Source organism: Acidovorax sp. sif1233, assembly GCF_019218755.1.
Classification (GTDB): domain Bacteria; phylum Pseudomonadota; class Gammaproteobacteria; order Burkholderiales; family Burkholderiaceae_C; genus Acidovorax.
Genome location: NZ_JAHUWZ010000002.1, coordinates 495,942 through 510,673, shown reverse-complemented (window position 1 = coordinate 510,673; position 14,732 = coordinate 495,942). Strand labels below are relative to the sequence as shown.

The 14,732-nt window shown below is 69.4% G+C and carries 13 protein-coding genes; 11 read left to right on the top strand and 2 right to left on the bottom strand.

From position 1 onward, the window contains the following. The first annotated feature begins 27 nt into the window (after positions 1 to 27). The 11 genes from acnD (at position 28) to KW843_RS09745 (ending at position 12,142) form a co-directional block, all read left to right on the top strand. Positions 28 to 2,664, top strand: a complete 2,637-nt coding sequence (gene acnD, locus KW843_RS09795) for a Fe/S-dependent 2-methylisocitrate dehydratase AcnD (protein ID WP_218294939.1) — start codon at positions 28 to 30, stop codon at positions 2,662 to 2,664. A 36-nt stretch (positions 2,665 to 2,700) separates the two neighbouring features. Next, positions 2,701 to 3,888 carry a 2-methylaconitate cis-trans isomerase PrpF gene (gene prpF / locus KW843_RS09790; RefSeq protein ID WP_218294938.1) on the top strand — a complete coding sequence of 396 codons (1,188 nt, stop codon included), beginning with the start codon at positions 2,701 to 2,703 and terminating at the stop codon, positions 3,886 to 3,888. 73 nt (positions 3,889 to 3,961) lie between these two features. Beyond that, positions 3,962 to 4,825 (top strand): oxaloacetate decarboxylase, encoded by an 864-nt coding sequence (locus tag KW843_RS09785; RefSeq protein ID WP_218294937.1) that lies wholly within the window; start codon positions 3,962 to 3,964, stop codon positions 4,823 to 4,825. 199 nt (positions 4,826 to 5,024) lie between these two features. After that, positions 5,025 to 6,389 (top strand): GGDEF domain-containing protein, encoded by a 1,365-nt coding sequence (locus KW843_RS09780; protein WP_218294936.1) that lies wholly within the window; start codon positions 5,025 to 5,027, stop codon positions 6,387 to 6,389. Positions 6,390 to 6,420: 31 nt separating this feature from the next. Beyond that, complete coding sequence (locus KW843_RS09775; protein WP_218294935.1) at positions 6,421 to 6,735, top strand: hypothetical protein; 315 nt, start codon at positions 6,421 to 6,423, stop codon at positions 6,733 to 6,735. A gap of 114 nt (positions 6,736 to 6,849) precedes the next feature. After that, on the top strand, positions 6,850 to 7,317 hold the full coding sequence (locus KW843_RS09770) for a CopD family protein (protein WP_218294934.1): 468 nt from the start codon (positions 6,850 to 6,852) through the stop codon (positions 7,315 to 7,317). A gap of 23 nt (positions 7,318 to 7,340) precedes the next feature. Next, positions 7,341 to 8,273 (top strand): LysR family transcriptional regulator, encoded by a 933-nt coding sequence (locus tag KW843_RS09765; RefSeq protein ID WP_218294933.1) that lies wholly within the window; start codon positions 7,341 to 7,343, stop codon positions 8,271 to 8,273. 110 nt (positions 8,274 to 8,383) lie between these two features. Next, positions 8,384 to 9,160 carry a sulfite exporter TauE/SafE family protein gene (locus tag KW843_RS09760; RefSeq protein ID WP_218294932.1) on the top strand — a complete coding sequence of 259 codons (777 nt, stop codon included), beginning with the start codon at positions 8,384 to 8,386 and terminating at the stop codon, positions 9,158 to 9,160. A 108-nt stretch (positions 9,161 to 9,268) separates the two neighbouring features. Further along, the gene (locus KW843_RS09755) at positions 9,269 to 11,104 is read left to right on the top strand and encodes an ABC transporter ATP-binding protein (RefSeq protein WP_218294931.1); all 1,836 of its coding nucleotides are present in this window, start codon (positions 9,269 to 9,271) and stop codon (positions 11,102 to 11,104) included. 172 nt (positions 11,105 to 11,276) lie between these two features. Beyond that, the gene (locus tag KW843_RS09750; protein ID WP_218294930.1) at positions 11,277 to 11,606 is read left to right on the top strand and encodes an EthD family reductase; all 330 of its coding nucleotides are present in this window, start codon (positions 11,277 to 11,279) and stop codon (positions 11,604 to 11,606) included. Between the two features lie 236 nt (positions 11,607 to 11,842). Beyond that, a complete protein-coding gene (locus tag KW843_RS09745; RefSeq protein ID WP_218294929.1) occupies positions 11,843 to 12,142 on the top strand; it encodes a helix-turn-helix transcriptional regulator in 300 nt (99 codons plus the stop codon). A 69-nt stretch (positions 12,143 to 12,211) separates the two neighbouring features. Here KW843_RS09745 and KW843_RS09740 read toward each other — a convergent pair whose 3' ends face one another. Then, positions 12,212 to 13,204, bottom strand: coding sequence for a tripartite tricarboxylate transporter substrate binding protein (locus tag KW843_RS09740; protein ID WP_218294928.1), 993 nt, complete (start codon positions 13,202 to 13,204; stop codon positions 12,212 to 12,214). Between the two features lie 81 nt (positions 13,205 to 13,285). Further along, positions 13,286 to 14,392, bottom strand: a complete 1,107-nt coding sequence (locus KW843_RS09735) for a beta-propeller fold lactonase family protein (RefSeq protein ID WP_218294927.1) — start codon at positions 14,390 to 14,392, stop codon at positions 13,286 to 13,288. Between the last annotated feature and the right edge of the window lie 340 nt (positions 14,393 to 14,732).

The following is a 14,732-nucleotide window of genomic DNA, read 5'->3' as shown; positions in this document are numbered from 1 at the left end:
TGCCACCGTCCGCGCCCGCCCCACGCCATGAACACCCTCTTCCGCAAGAACCTGCCCGGTACCGATCTGGACTATTTCGACGCCCGCCAAGCCGTCGAGGCGCTGCAGCCCGGCGCCTGGAACCGCCTGCCCTACACCGCGCGCGTGCACGCCGAGAACATCGTGCGCCGGGCCGACCCGGCCATCGTCCGCGAGTGCCTGGTGCAGATCATCGAACGCAGGCGCGAACGGGACTTTCCGTGGTTTCCGGCACGCGTGGCCTGCCACGACATCCTCGGGCAGACCGCGCTGGTGGACCTGGCGGGCCTGCGCGACGCCATCGCGGCCCAGGGCGGCGACCCGGCCCAGGTGAACCCCGTGGTGCCCGTGCAGCTCATCGTGGACCACTCGCTGGCCGTGGAGTGCGGCGGCTTCGACCCCCATGCGTTCGAAAAGAACCGCGCCATCGAGGACCGCCGCAACGAGGACCGGTTCCACTTCATCGAGTGGACGAAAAAAGCGTTTTCCAACGTCCAGGTCATCCCCGCGGGCAACGGCATCATGCACCAGATCAACCTGGAGAAAATGTCGCCCGTGGTCCATGTGGACAACGGCGTGGCCTATCCCGACACCTGCGTGGGCACCGACAGCCACACGCCGCACGTGGATGCCCTGGGCGTGGTCGCCATCGGCGTGGGCGGCCTGGAGGCCGAGAACGTGATGCTGGGCCGCGCCAGCTGGATGCGCCTGCCCGAGATCGTGGGCGTCAAGCTCACCGGCCAGCGCCAGGACGGCATCACCGCCACCGACGTGGTGCTGGCCCTGACCGAGTTCCTGCGCAAGTCCAGGGTGGTGGGTGCCTACCTGGAGTTTCATGGCGAAGGCGCGGCCAGGCTGACCATTGGCGACCGCGCGACCATCTCGAACATGGCCCCCGAATACGGCGCCACCGCCGCCATGTTCAGCATCGACGCGCAGACGCTGGAGTACCTGACCCTCACGGGCCGCGCGGCGGAGCAGGTCAGGCTGGTCGAGACCTACGCGAAGCACGCCGGCCTGTGGTCGGACTCGCTCAGGGAGGCCGTGTACGAACGCCATCTGGAGTTCGACCTGTCCAGCGTGGTGCGCAACCTGGCGGGCCCGTCGAACCCGCATGCGCGCGTGGCCACCGCCGATCTGGCGGCCAAGGGCATCGCGGGCGCCTGGCGCATGCCCACGCCGGAAGAAGGCACGATGCCCGACGGCGCCGTGATCATCGCGGCCATCACGAGCTGCACCAACACCTCCAACCCGCGCAACGTGATCGCCGCCGCCCTGCTCGCCCGCAATGCGAACCGGCTGGGCCTGGCGCGCAAGCCCTGGGTCAAGACCTCGCTGGCCCCCGGCTCCAGGGCCGTGGAGCTGTACCTGAAGGAAGCCGGCCTGCTGCAGGACCTCGAAAAGCTGGGCTTCGGCATCGTGGCCTTCGCCTGCACCACCTGCAACGGCATGAGCGGTGCGCTCGATCCGGCCATCCAGCAGGAGATCATCGGCCGCGGCCTCCACACGGCCGCCGTGCTCTCGGGCAACCGCAACTTCGACGGGCGCATCCACCCCTATGCCCGGCAGGCGTTCCTGGCCTCGCCGCCGCTGGTCGTGGCCTATGCGATCGCGGGCACGGTGCGGTTCGACATCGAGAACGACGTGCTCGCGGTGGTGGACGGCAAGCCCGTGCGCCTGAGGGACATCTGGCCCGCCGACGAGGAAATCGACGCCGTCGTGAAGGCCGCCGTGAAGCCCGCGCAGTACCGCGCCGTGTACGAACCGATGTTCGCCATCCGGCACGACGACGGCCAGCGCGTATCGCCGCAGTACGGCTGGCGGGCGCAGTCCACCTACATCCGCCGCCCGCCCTACTGGGACACCGAAGGCGTGGGCGCGCTGGCCGCGAACCCGCGCACCTTGAAGGGCATGCGGGCGCTGGCCCTCCTGCCGGACAACATCACCACCGACCACCTCTCGCCCTCCAACGCCATCCTGCCCGACAGCGCGGCCGGAGAGTACCTGCACAGCATGGGCCTGCCCGAGGAGGACTTCAACTCCTACGCCACCCACCGCGGCGACCACCTCACCGCCATGCGCGCCACGTTCGCCAACCCGCAGCTCGTCAACGAGATGGCCGTGGTGGATGGCCAGGTCCGCAAGGGCTCGCTCGCCCGGGTGGAGCCCGAAGGCCAGGTCATGCGCATGTGGGAGGCCATCGAAACCTACCTGCACCGCCGCCAGCCGCTCATCATCATCGCCGGCGCCGACTACGGCCAGGGCTCCAGCCGCGACTGGGCCGCCAAGGGCGTGCGCCTGGCGGGCGTCGAAACCGTGGTGGCCGAGGGCTTCGAGCGCATCCACCGCACCAACCTGATCGGCATGGGCGTGCTGCCGCTGGAGTTCAAGGACGGCACCACGCGGCGGACCCTGGGGCTCGACGGCACCGAAACCTACGACGTGCAAGGCCAGCCGCAGCCACGCGCCACGCTCATGCTCGTCATCCGGCGCAAGAATGGCGAGGTGGTGAAAGTGCCCATGGCCTGCCGCCTGGACACCGCCGAGGAAGTCTCCGTGTACGAAGCGGGCGGCGTGCTGCAGCGCTTCGCCCAGGACTTCCTGGCCCAGAATGTCAAGCAAAAACAGCCCCTGGCGCAGTCATGACAAGCGCTGACTGCTATCAAATTTGAAAAATCCGACATGACGACACTCTTTGCGCCACAGATCCGGATCCCCGCCACCTACCTGCGAGGCGGCACCAGCAAGGGCGTTTTTTTCCAGTTGCAGGACCTGCCCGAGGCGGCCCGGCAGCCCGGCGCCGCGCGCGACGCGCTGCTGCTGCGCGTGCTGGGCAGCCCCGACCCCTATGGCAAGCAGATCGACGGCCTGGGCAATGCCTCGTCGAGCACCAGCAAGGCCGTGATCCTCAGCCGCAGCACGCGCCCCGACCATGACGTGGACTACCTGTTCGGCCAGGTCTCCATCGACCAGCCCTTCGTGGACTGGAGCGGCAACTGCGGCAACCTCTCGGCCGCCGTGGGGCCCTGCGCCATCCACATGGGGCTGGTCGATGCGGCGCGCGTGCCGCGCGACGGCACCGCCGCCGTGCGCATCTGGCAGGCCAACATCGGCAAGACCATCGTGGCGCACGTGCCGATGGCCGCCGGGCAGGTGCAGGAGACGGGCGAATTCGAGTTGGACGGCGTGACCTTCGCGGCCGCCGAGGTACAGCTTGAATTCCTCGACCCGGCGGACGAGGGCGAGGACGGCGGCGCGATGTTCCCCACGGGCAACCTGGTCGACCGCCTGGACGTGCCGGGCGTCGGCAGCTTCCAGGCCACGCTGATCAACGCGGGCATACCGACCATCTTCCTCAATGCCCGGGACATCGGCTGCACCGGCACCGAGCTGCAGGCCGCCGTCAACGGCGACGCGCAGGCGCTCGCACGCTTCGAGGCCATCCGCGCGCACGGCGCGCTGAGGATGGGCCTGATCCGGGAGCTGGCCGAGGCCGCCACGCGCCAGCACACGCCCAAGATCGCCTTCGTGGCACCGCCCGCCGGCTACACGGCCTCCAGCGGCAGGCGCGTCGAGGCGCAGGACGTGGACCTGCTCGTGCGGGCGCTCTCCATGGGCCAGCTGCACCACGCCATGATGGGCACGGCGGCCGTGGCCATCGGCACCGCCGCCGCCATCCCGGGCACGCTGGTCAACCTCGCGGCGGGCGGCGGCCCGCGCGGTGCGGTGCGCTTCGGACACCCGTCCGGCACGCTGCGCGTGGGCGCCGAGGCCGCACAGGTCGACGGCCGGTGGCAGGTCACCAAGGCCGTGATGAGCCGCAGCGCCCGCATCCTCATGGAAGGCTGGGTCAGGGTGCCCGTCCCCTGAGCGGCGGCGCGGTTTCAGGAAAAGTGCGGCACGCCTGCGTGCCGCCATTGAACCAACAGCGAAGAAGAAAATGATGAACACCAAGCAGCGACTCAAGTCCCTGGCCGAAGCCCGCCGCGGCATCCTCGTGCCCGGCGCGTTCAACGCCCTCTCCGCCCGCGTCGTGGCCGACCTGGGCTTCGAGGCTCTCTACGTCACCGGCGCGGGCGTCACCAACATGTGGTTCGGCCTGCCCGACCAGGGCTTCATGGGCCTCACGGACATCGCCGACCACACGGCGCGCATCCGCGACGCGGTGGAGCTGCCGCTCATCGTGGACGCCGACACCGGCTTCGGGAACGCGCTCAATACCTACCATGCGGTGCGCACGCTGGAGCGCGCGGGCGCCGACTGCATCCAGCTCGAAGACCAGGTCAGCCCCAAGCGCTGCGGGCATTTCAACGGCAAGGAGGTCATCTCCACCGAGGAGATGCTGGGCAAGATCCGGGCGGCGGTGGACGCGCGCCGCGACCCGGACACCCTGATCCTGGCCCGCACCGACGCCTGCGCCACCCAGGGCTTCGAAGCCGCCGTGGAGCGCGCGCAGCGCTACGGCGAGGCCGGCGCCGACATCCTGTTCGTGGAGGCCGTGACCACGGCCGAGCAAATCCGCACCCTGCCCCGGCGCCTGGCCGACAGGCCCCAGCTCATGAACATGGTGATCGGCGGCAAGACCCCCATCGTCAGCGCCGAGGAACTGGCGGGCCTGGGCTACGGCATCGTGCTGTACGCCAATGCCGCGCTGCAAGGTGCCGTGGCCGGCATGCAGAAGGCGCTGGCGGTGCTGCGCGAAACCCGGCGCATCGACGAAGACCCCGCCCTGGTCGCGCCCTTTGCAGAACGCCAGCGCCTGGTGCGCAAGCCCGAATGGGATGCGCTGGAGCGCAAATACCAATAAAAAGCAGTCCTGGCGCTTGCTGCAAAAGCGCAAGCAGCTACATATTCAATAGCAATCAAACGGCCTGACGCCACGCGGTGCGGCCAATCCGCGGGCGTCAAGCCAGCGCGCGACGGCGTAGCGTTTTACGCACACGCCACGGCACAGCCGCGGGCCGCGCTGCACAATGGGTTTTCCGTACCTTGTGCGCGCCCTGCCAATGCAAAGCATTTCTTCCGCGAACATCGTAGACCTGCTGCTGGATGCCGTCTGCATCGTGCAAGCCGACAGCCGGATCGTGTTCGTGAGCCCTGCCTTCGAGCGCATCTTTGGCTATGCGCCCCAGGAGGTAGTGGGGCGGCGCATGCTGGACATGGTCCACCCCGAAGACCTCGAGGCCACCGAGCGCCAGGCGCGCAGCGTGACCGAGGGCCATCTGCAGCTTCAGTTCGAGAACCGCTATGTGCGCAAGGACGGCACCGTCGCGCACATCCGCTGGACGGCGCGCTGGCTGCCCGACCGGCAGCTGCGGCTGGCCGTGGCCCACGACATCACCGAACGCAAGTTCACCGAGTCCATGCGCGGGGCGATCTACGCGATCTCCGAAGCGGCGCAGACAGCGCCCAACCTGGATACGCTGTTCGGGCGCATCCACCACACCGTCGGGCAGTTGCTGCCCGCCACCGATTTTTCGGTGGCGCTGTACGACCGCGAGAACGGCGCTCTGAGCTTTCCCTACCACGTGAGCGACGGGCTGCCCATGCCCGCCCCCATGGCGCTGGTGCGCGATTCGCTGTGCGCCGAGGTCATCCGCAACGGCAGCACCCTGCTGCTCACGCCCACCACGCGGGCCGGGCTGCCCGTGGAGGTGCCGCACGAACACCTTCCGCTGTACTGGCTGGGCGTGCCGCTGCAGACACCGCAGGGCGCCATCGGCGCGCTGGTGCTGCAAAGCCATACCGGGCAGTACCGCTACACCGACAAGGACAAGGAGCTCCTGCAGTTCGTCTCCACCCAGGTCGCGGCCGCCATCGAACGCCAGCAGATGCACGAGCGCCTGGAGCACATGGCGCAGTACGACCAGCTCACGCACCTGCCCAACCGCCAGCTGTTCCTGGACCGACTGAAGACCGCCCTCGCCCGCGCCCGGCGGGACCAGGGCCAGCTGTCGCTGCTGTTCATCGACCTGGACCATTTCAAGGACGTGAACGACACCCTGGGCCATGCCATGGGCGACCTGCTGCTGCAGCGGGTGGCGCAGCGGCTGCTGGAATGCGTGCGCGGCTCCGACACCGTGGCCCGCCTGGGGGGCGACGAGTTCGTGGTGCTGCTCGAGCATGGCCCCGCGCAAGGGCACACCACGGCGGTGGCCGAAAAGATCCTGGCGGCATTCGGCCAGGCCTTCGACCTGGAGGGCACGAGGCTGGCGATCCACCCCAGCATCGGGGTGGCCCTGCACCCCGAGCACGGCAGCGAGGTGCACCACCTGCTGGGCCACGCCGACGCCGCCATGTACCTCTCGAAGAAAAACGGGGGCAACCAGGTGCGGCTTGCGCCGCAGCCCCGCGCGGACAGGGGCCCTTAGCGGCCTGGGCCGCCCGCACCACCGGACCGCCATGCACGCCCCACGCCCCGGCGACACCTGCGCCGCGCCCACGCCCCGCCGCCGCGCGGCGACCCTGCAGTTCGTGAAGCGGCTGGGCCTTGCCGTGCTGGCCTTGCCGGTGGCGATGGTCCTCACGTTCGCGGCCTTTCCGTTCTGGTCGTGGCTGGAGCGCACGACCGGCATCGAAAGCATGGGCCGCGAAGGCCCGGCCAGCTGGTGCTACCTGGCCACCTGGGGGCTGCTCGCGCTCGCCCTGGCGGGGCCGGCCCTGCTGCGCGCCGTGCGAAGCCTGCGCCCGGCCCGGGGCCACCGGGCGGGGCACTAGCCACCGCCCGGCAAGCCGCTGCGCCACGCCCCCCCCGGCGGCGAGCGGCGATGTCGCTGCACAATGCGCCTTTCGCACCCGCGCCCTTCACCCACGGCCTACGGCCCCGCCCCCATGCTCTACAACGCCCTCAAGCTCGCCCATGTCCTGTCCATCGTGGTGTGGATAGGAGGCATGGTGTTCGCGCATTTCTTCCTGCGCCCCGCCGCGCAGTCGCTGGAGCCCGCGCAGCGCGTGCGGCTGATGCACGACGTGCTCCAGCGCTTTCTCGCGGCGGTGTCGGTGGCCGTCGTGGTCGTGCTGGCCAGCGGGCTGTGGATGATCGGCCGCGTGGCCAGGCAGGCCGTGCAGGCCGGCGGCTCGTTTTCCATGCCGCTGGACTGGACCGTCATGGCCACCCTGGGCCTGGTGATGATGGCCATCTTCGGCCACATCCGCTTCGCGCTGTTCAGGCGCCTGCAGCGCGCGGTGGCCGCCTCGGACTGGCCTGCCGGCGGCCAGGCCCTCGCCAGCATCCGCAGCTGGGTAGGCGTCAATCTGGCGCTGGGCGTGGTCACGATCGTCGTCACCCTGCTGGCCTGACGGCGCGCCGCCGCTTCCTGCCCATGCTCACGCACAAGCAGCTGCGCTACTTCGTGGACATCGTGGACGCGGGCAGCTTCAGCCTGGCGGCCGAGCGGCTGTTCATCGCCCAGTCGGCGCTGAGCCGCCAGGTCAAGGACATGGAACAGGCGCTGCAGGTACCCCTGCTCGAGCGCGGCACGCGGCACCTGCAGGCCACCCCCGCGGGGCGGTCGCTGTATGCCGACGCGCGCCGCATCCTCGCCGACCTGCAGCAGGCCGCCGTCAACGCGCGCGATGCGCAGCGCGGCATCGAGGGCACGGTGCACCTGCTGCATGCCAGCTCGGTGCCGCTCACGCCCGCGCTGCAGTCCTTTCTGCGCCGCCATCTGGCGCAGCACCCGGGGGTGTCGGTCGAGGTATCGCAATCCTCGTCCGAGCACCAGGCCCCCGACATCGCCCAGGCGCGCGCCGACATGGGCCTGGCGCGCGCGCCGGTGCTGCGCCGCTACCCCGGCATGCACTATGAGCCGCTGTACACCGAGGGCCTGGTGGTGGCCCTGCCCCCCGGCCATGCACTGGCGCAAGCGCCCGAGATCGCACTGGGCGACTTGCGCGGGGAGTCCTTCGTGGCCACGCCCCACCTGGACCGGGGCGGCCTCAGCCACCACGTGGCCCAGCTGTGCCGGGCGGCCGGGTTCGAGCCGCGCAGCGCGCGGGTGCGCTCGCGCAAATGGTCGCAGCTGGCCCTGGTGCAGGGAGGTTTTGGCGTGGCGGTGATGCCCGAATCGCTGGCGGCATGGGCACCGCCGGGTGTGCCCGTGCGCCCACTGGCCGGGAGCACGGGTCACCGCACGGCGGTGCTGGCCTTGTGGCGCGAGGACGCAGCGCCCCTGGTGCAGCAGTTCGCGGATGCCATGGTGCGCAGCTTCGCCCCGCTGCCACAGGCCCCCGGCTCCCACCCGCCTGCGGGCTGAACCCAGCTGATTTCGAGATAGATACCCGCCCCATTCGGTATTGGATGTGCAGGGGGACCGCCGGTAGAGTGCATCGCATTCGTCCACCGTGCCTGTTGCCCCCGCCACCCATGCCGCTCTCCACCCTTGCCGACTTTCTGCCCGCCGTCCAGCCGTGGCAACTGGCCCTCATCTGCGCGGGGGTGACCGCCGCCTACGTGATCTTCGGCATGGCCGGTTTCGGCACCGCCCTGGTGGCCGGGCCGGTGCTGGCCCACTTCATCCCCGTCGCGACCATCGTGCCGCTGCTGGCGCTGCTCGATTTTTTCGCCGCCGCCACCAACATCGCACGCGACCGCCATGCGGCCGACCGCGCCGAGCTGGGCCGCCTGGTCCCGTTCATGGCCGCGGGCAGCCTCGCGGGGGCCGCGCTGCTGCTCTGGGGGAGGCCCGATGCACTGCAGTGGGCCCTGGGCGCATTCGCCACGGGCTATGCGCTCCATGCGCTGAGCGGCCACAAGCCCCGGTCGGCGCTGCCCCCGCGCGCGGCCCTGCCCTTTGGCTTCATCGGCGGCATCTTCTCGGCCCTCTTTGGAAGCGGCGGTTTTCTCTATGCCATCTACCTGGCGGGGCGGCTGGACGACAAGGACCGTATCCGCGTCACGCAGTCCACCCTGATCGGGCTGAGCACGCTGACCCGCGCGGTGCTGTTCCTGCTGGCGGGTGTGTACGCGCAGGCGCCGGTGCTGGTGCTGGCGGCCGCGCTGGTGCCGGCCATGCTGCTGGGCACGGCCATCGGGCGGCGCATCACGCTGCGCCTGTCGCGCGAACAATTTCTGCGCGTGGTCCACGGCGTGGTGCTGTGCTCGGGCGTGCTGCTGCTGTGGCGGCAGTGGGCGGGCGCATAGCCGCAGGCCCCGGCCGCCGGTTCACCTACTTGGGTTGCGGACAAGGGCCCGCCGGCGCGCGCGCCGCGCCCCGGTCCTCTACCATCGGGCGAAGAGGAGCCGCGCTACGTGTTCAAGTTTTTCGAAAACCGCCTTCCCCCCTATCCCCCCGCCGAACCCCACCTGCCCCCGAAGGACTTCATGGCCTTCGTCTGGGATGGCACGCGTGGCCTGCGTGGCTACGTCGCCGCGATGGCGGGGCTGTCCGCCGCCATCGCGGTGTACGAAGCCCTGCTGTTCGCCGTGCTCGGCCATGTGGTCGACTGGCTCTCCACCGTCGCGCCCGGTGCGCTGTGGACGCAGCACAAGGGCTCCATCCTCGGCATCACCGCGCTGCTGCTGGGCTCCGTGGGCCTGGTGGCGCTGCAGACGGCCATCAAGCACCAGGTGCTGGCCATCAACTTCCCGCTGCGCCTGCGCTGGAACTTCCACCGCCTGATGCTGGGCCAGAGCATGGCCTTCTATGCCGACGAGTTCGCGGGCCGCATCACCACCAAGATCATGCAGACCGCGCTGGCCGTGCGCGACATGATCTTCACCACCACCGACGTGGTGATCGGCATGGGCGTCTACCTCGTCACCATCCTCGTGCTGCTGGCCGGGTTTGACGTGCGGCTGCTGGCCCCGTTCGCCGCCTGGATGGTGGCCTACGGGCTGGCATGCTGGTACTTCGTGCCGCGCCTGGGCAAGGTGGGCAAGGCCCAGGCCGATGCGCGCTCGGTGATGACCGGGCGCATCACCGATGCCTACACCAACATCGCCACCGTCAAGCTGTTCTCGCACACGCGCCGCGAATCCGAATTCGCGCGCGCGGCCATGGACGCCTTCAAGCTCACCGGCTATGCGCAGATGCGCCTGGTGAGCCTCTTCGAGATCGTGAATCACATCCTGGTGGTGGTCATGATCCTGGGTGCGTGCGGCACGGCGCTGTGGCTGTGGTCGCTCGGCGAGGTGGGCGCGGGCGCCGTGGCCGCCGTCACCGCCATGACGCTGCGCGTGTCGGGCCACGCGCACTGGGTGATGTGGGAGATGACCACCCTGTTCGAGAGCGTGGGCACCATCCAGGACGGCATCAACACGCTGACCAGGCCGCGCACGGTGGTGGATGCACCCGATGCCCAGCCACTCGCCGTGACCCAGGGCGAGGTGCGCTTTGACAACATGAGCTTTGCCTATGGCAACGGCCGGCCCGTGATCGACGGGCTGAACCTGATCATCCGGCCGGGCGAGAAGATCGGGCTCATCGGCCGTTCGGGCGCCGGCAAGTCCACGCTGGTGAACCTGCTGCTGCGCTTTCACGACGTCAGCTCGGGCCGCATCCTCATCGATGGCCAGGACATCGCCCACGTCACGCAGGACAGCCTGCGCCGCTCCATCGGCATGGTGACGCAGGACACCTCGCTGCTGCACCGCTCCATGCGCGACAACATCCTGTACGGCCGCCCCGACGCGAGCGAGGCCGACCTGCACAAGGCGGCCGAGCGCGCCGAGGCGGCGGACTTCATCGCCACGCTGACCGACCTGCAAGGCCGCACGGGCTACGAGGCGCATGTGGGCGAACGCGGCGTGAAGCTGTCGGGCGGCCAGCGCCAGCGGGTCGCGATCGCGCGGGTGATGCTCAAGGACGCGCCCATCCTGCTGCTCGACGAAGCCACCAGCGCGCTCGACTCCGAGGTGGAGGCCGCCATCCAGCAAAGCCTGGACAGCCTGATGCAGGGCAAGACCGTGATCGCGATTGCGCACCGCCTGTCCACCATCGCGGCCATGGACCGCCTCATCGTGATGGACGCGGGCCGCATCGTGGAAGAAGGCACGCACGCGCAGCTGCTGGGCCAGGGCGGCGTGTATGCACGCCTGTGGGGGCACCAGAGCGGCGGATTCCTGGGCGAATCGGAAGAAGACTGACAGCCCCCGCCTCGCCGCCCAATCGCCCAGCCAGCCAGCCGGGCTGCCTGCCACCCACGCGACAGCACGGCACCGGCCTGTCGCCCAGGCGGCTGTGCGCGGCCCGCGCACGTTCTACCGTTGCAGCCCTGCACGGGCCATGGTGGCCTGGCCAACCGAAGGAGACGATCCGATGATCAAGGTCACGGCGGTGTACCGCTGGCGCGAAGGCGCCACGTTCAACCACGACTACTACCACGGCGAACACATGCGCATCGCCCGCGCGGCGCTTCAGCCCCTGGGCCTGGTGCGGCTCGAGAGCGACCGCGTGCTCTACCCCGGCGAGCCCCGCCCCGGCCAGGTGGTGGCGCTGACCAACGCATTCTTCAGCGACCTGAAGCAGGCCCAGGCCGCAGCCAGGCAAACGGCGGCGCAACTGACGGCGGACATCCCCAACTACACCAACATCACGCCCGAGTCCTACTTCGCGCAGATGCTGGCGCACGAGGTGGCAACGGCCTGAGAGCGCGTCGATCCGCCGCTCGCGCACGGCCTTGGGCAGCAGGCGCACACACCGCCCTGCCCGGCCCCGGCACGGCGGCCAGCACGTGGCACGCGGTGGATGGCCAGTCCAAGGCCGGGGAAGGCAACCGGCAGCGCCGCCTGGCCCCACATGGATAAAAATAGGCCCTCGCGCAGGTTTGCATTGCGCATTAAGCTATAAATTTAATAGCAACATACATTCCAGGCCGCAGCTCCATGACCACCAGCACCCCCATCCCACTCGACATGCCCGCGCCCACCGGCGACCAGCTCAAGGCCAGCCGCGCCGCAGCCGGGCTCAGCCAGGCCCAGGCCGCGGAATTGATGGGCTATCCGCTGCAGACCGGCAGCCGGGGCGGCGTGCAGTCGCGCACCTGGCAGGCGCTGGAGAGCACCACCGACGAGCGCAACATGCAGGGGCCCGTCTACGCGATGTTTCTGCTGCTCACGGGGCAGCATCCCGACTACGTGCTGGCCCGGCGCTCCGGTGCGGCCCCATCCGCCGTCGCCCCATGAAAAAAGCGGAACGGTCCAAAGACCCTTCCGCCAACTGCTTGCAGGGAGATTGCCGAAACAGCGGGTGGCTCAGTCCACCTTGATGTTGGCGGCCTTGATCACCTGGGCCCACTTGTCCACCTCGGCCTTCTGGAAGCTGGCGATCTGGGCGGTGGTCATGTCGGCCGGCTCCATGCCAAAGCCCTTCAGGCGGTTTTGCATGTCGGGCTGGGCCAGGATCTTGCGGATCTCGTCGTGCAGGCGCGTGACGGTGGGCGCGGGCGTGCCGGCCGGCACGAAGATCGCCTGCCACGACTGCACCTGGAAGTCCGCCAGGCCATTCACGCCCGATTCGGCCACCGTGGGCACGTCGGGCATGGAGGCCAGGCGCCTGGGCGAGGTCACCGCGATGGCGCGCAGCTTGCCGCTCTGGATGTGCGGGGCGGCGACCACGGTGGTGTCGAACATCATGTCGACCTGGCCGCTGATCACGTCCTGGATGGCGGGGCCGCTGCCCTTGTACGGAATGTGCGTGAACTTCACGCCCGACTTGTAGGCCAGCAGTTCCACGGCCAGGTGCTGCGAGCTGCCGGTGCCGGCAGAGGCCGACGACAGGCCGCCCTCCTTGCCCTTGGCGGCGGCCAGCACGTCCTTGAGCGTCTTGTGCGGGCTGTTGGCCGACACCACCAGCACCACCGGATTGGTGCCGATCAGCGTCACGGGGCTGAACGACTTGATGGGGTCGTAGCCCAGCTTCGGGTACAGGCTGACGTTGATGGCGTGGGAGCTGACGGTGCCGCCCAGCAGCGTGTAGCCGTCGGGCGCGGCGCGCGCCGCGGCTTCCGAGCCGATGCTGCCGGCCGCGCCACCCTTGTTCTCGACCACCACGGTGGTCCCCAGGGCGGTGCCCAGTTGCTGGCCGATCAGGCGGCCGAGCGTGTCGGTGGTGCCGCCAGCGGCAAACGGCACCACGTAGCTGATGGGCTTGCCCGTGGGCCAGGTGCCCTGGGCGGCGGTGGGCAGGCCGATGAGGCCCAGGGCGGCAGCCAGGGCCGCTGTGTGGATGAGGGTTCTGCGTTGCATGAAGGGTCTCCTGGTTTGTGGATGGTGGATGGCGGGACCGAATGGAAGAACCGTTCAGGCATTTCCACGGTTCAGTCCGTCTCAAGGCAGGTCAACGATCTCGACCCAGTTGGGGTTCTTGCCCGCTGGCACGCGCGTGGGGGTGCCCGGAACGCCGGTGGCGGGGTCGATGGGGTGCAGCGACACCTGGTGGGACTCCTGCCCCGCCGCGACCAGGAAGCGGCTCGAAGAATCCACCGCAAAGCCGCGCGGGGACTTTTCCGTGGGCACCTGGCCCAGCGGCTGCAGCTGGCCCGTGACCGCGTCGACGCGGAAGCTGCTGAGGGTGCTGGAAGTGCGCTCCGACGCATACAGCGTGCGGCCGTCGGGCGACAGGTGAATGTCAGCGGCCCAGGGCTTTCCGGCAAAGCCTGCGGGCAGCGCCGTGGCGCGCTGCACTGGGCGCAGCGTGCCCCGCGCCGAGTCGTAGGCCAGCACGTGCACGGCGGCGTCCAGTTCGTTGAGCACATACATGAAGCGCTGGCCCTTGTCCCACACGAAGTGGCGCGGGCCCGACTTGTCAGGGGCGACGGTGGTGAGGGCGGGCTCGTGCGCGCTGAGCCTGCCCGTCTCGGCATCGAAGCGCCAGGCCGAGAGGTTGTCTCCGCCCAGGCTGGTGGCGAACACATGGCGGTTGGCGGCATCCGCATGGATGGCATGCGCATTCGGCGCCGTGGGAATGAGCTGCTGCACCGCCCCCACCGCGCCGTCCTTGCCAATGCTGTTGACCGTGATCTTGTGGCCGGGGTACGAGGCCGCGAACAGCCAGCGCCCGGTGGCATCGGTGTCGATGTTGGCCATGCTGTCGGCCAGCGGCGCCTCGCCCAGCTTGCGCAGCTTGCCGCTGGCCGGGTCGATCGCCAGGCTCACCACCCTGAACGGCTGTGAGCGCAACGCCACGTACAGCATCTTCTTGTCCGGGCTCACGGCCATGGGCATCGCCATGCCGCCCAGCGGTGTGGTATCCACCGGCTTGAGCGCGGCGGCGCTGCGGTCCAGTTCGAACACCGACACGTCCTGGCTGTCCGCGTTGGAGACATAGACCCAGGTAGCGGCCCAGGCGCCCGGCGTGGCCAGTGCGGCGGCCACGGCAACGGCCACATGCGCCAGCCGTGCGGCCCTGCGGCGGGAGCGAAGTGCTGCAATCATCCGTATTCCTTGGGCAAGATGGCGGCGAAGGCTGGGGAACAGCGCACTCGCGTTGCCATGGTGGTCGTTTCCCGCCGGGCGATTTCACGGCCTGCCCGGCGCGGGGTGGGAGTCTTTTGTCATATGTCGTCATACAACAAAGAGGCGATTGTGGAGCCACTCCCACCTGGCACCCTAAAGGGATTACCCGAAGTTTTTTGACAGCCGATTGGTGCGCCGAACCCCTGCCACCATAAGGAAACGGCCTCCCAAAACCTTGGTACTTACCCTGATTTTTTAAGGGTAAACCCGATATTTCCAGGCCGGTCGGTTGTTTTGGACGGCATCTAGTTGTACGATG

Excerpts from the sequence above, each read along its gene's own strand:
- acnD (WP_218294939.1), top strand. The coding sequence starts at position 28 with ATGAACACCCTCTTCCGCAAGAACCTGCCCGGTACCGATCTGGACTAT.
- prpF (WP_218294938.1), top strand. The coding sequence starts at position 2,701 with ATGACGACACTCTTTGCGCCACAGATCCGGATCCCCGCCACCTACCTG.
- KW843_RS09785 (WP_218294937.1), top strand. The coding sequence starts at position 3,962 with ATGAACACCAAGCAGCGACTCAAGTCCCTGGCCGAAGCCCGCCGCGGC.
- KW843_RS09780 (WP_218294936.1), top strand. The coding sequence starts at position 5,025 with ATGCAAAGCATTTCTTCCGCGAACATCGTAGACCTGCTGCTGGATGCC.
- KW843_RS09775 (WP_218294935.1), top strand. The coding sequence starts at position 6,421 with ATGCACGCCCCACGCCCCGGCGACACCTGCGCCGCGCCCACGCCCCGC.
- KW843_RS09770 (WP_218294934.1), top strand. The coding sequence starts at position 6,850 with ATGCTCTACAACGCCCTCAAGCTCGCCCATGTCCTGTCCATCGTGGTG.
- KW843_RS09765 (WP_218294933.1), top strand. The coding sequence starts at position 7,341 with ATGCTCACGCACAAGCAGCTGCGCTACTTCGTGGACATCGTGGACGCG.
- KW843_RS09760 (WP_218294932.1), top strand. The coding sequence starts at position 8,384 with ATGCCGCTCTCCACCCTTGCCGACTTTCTGCCCGCCGTCCAGCCGTGG.
- KW843_RS09750 (WP_218294930.1), top strand. The coding sequence starts at position 11,277 with ATGATCAAGGTCACGGCGGTGTACCGCTGGCGCGAAGGCGCCACGTTC.
- KW843_RS09745 (WP_218294929.1), top strand. The coding sequence starts at position 11,843 with ATGACCACCAGCACCCCCATCCCACTCGACATGCCCGCGCCCACCGGC.
- KW843_RS09740 (WP_218294928.1), bottom strand. The coding sequence starts at position 13,204 with ATGCAACGCAGAACCCTCATCCACACAGCGGCCCTGGCTGCCGCCCTG.
- KW843_RS09735 (WP_218294927.1), bottom strand. The coding sequence starts at position 14,392 with ATGATTGCAGCACTTCGCTCCCGCCGCAGGGCCGCACGGCTGGCGCAT.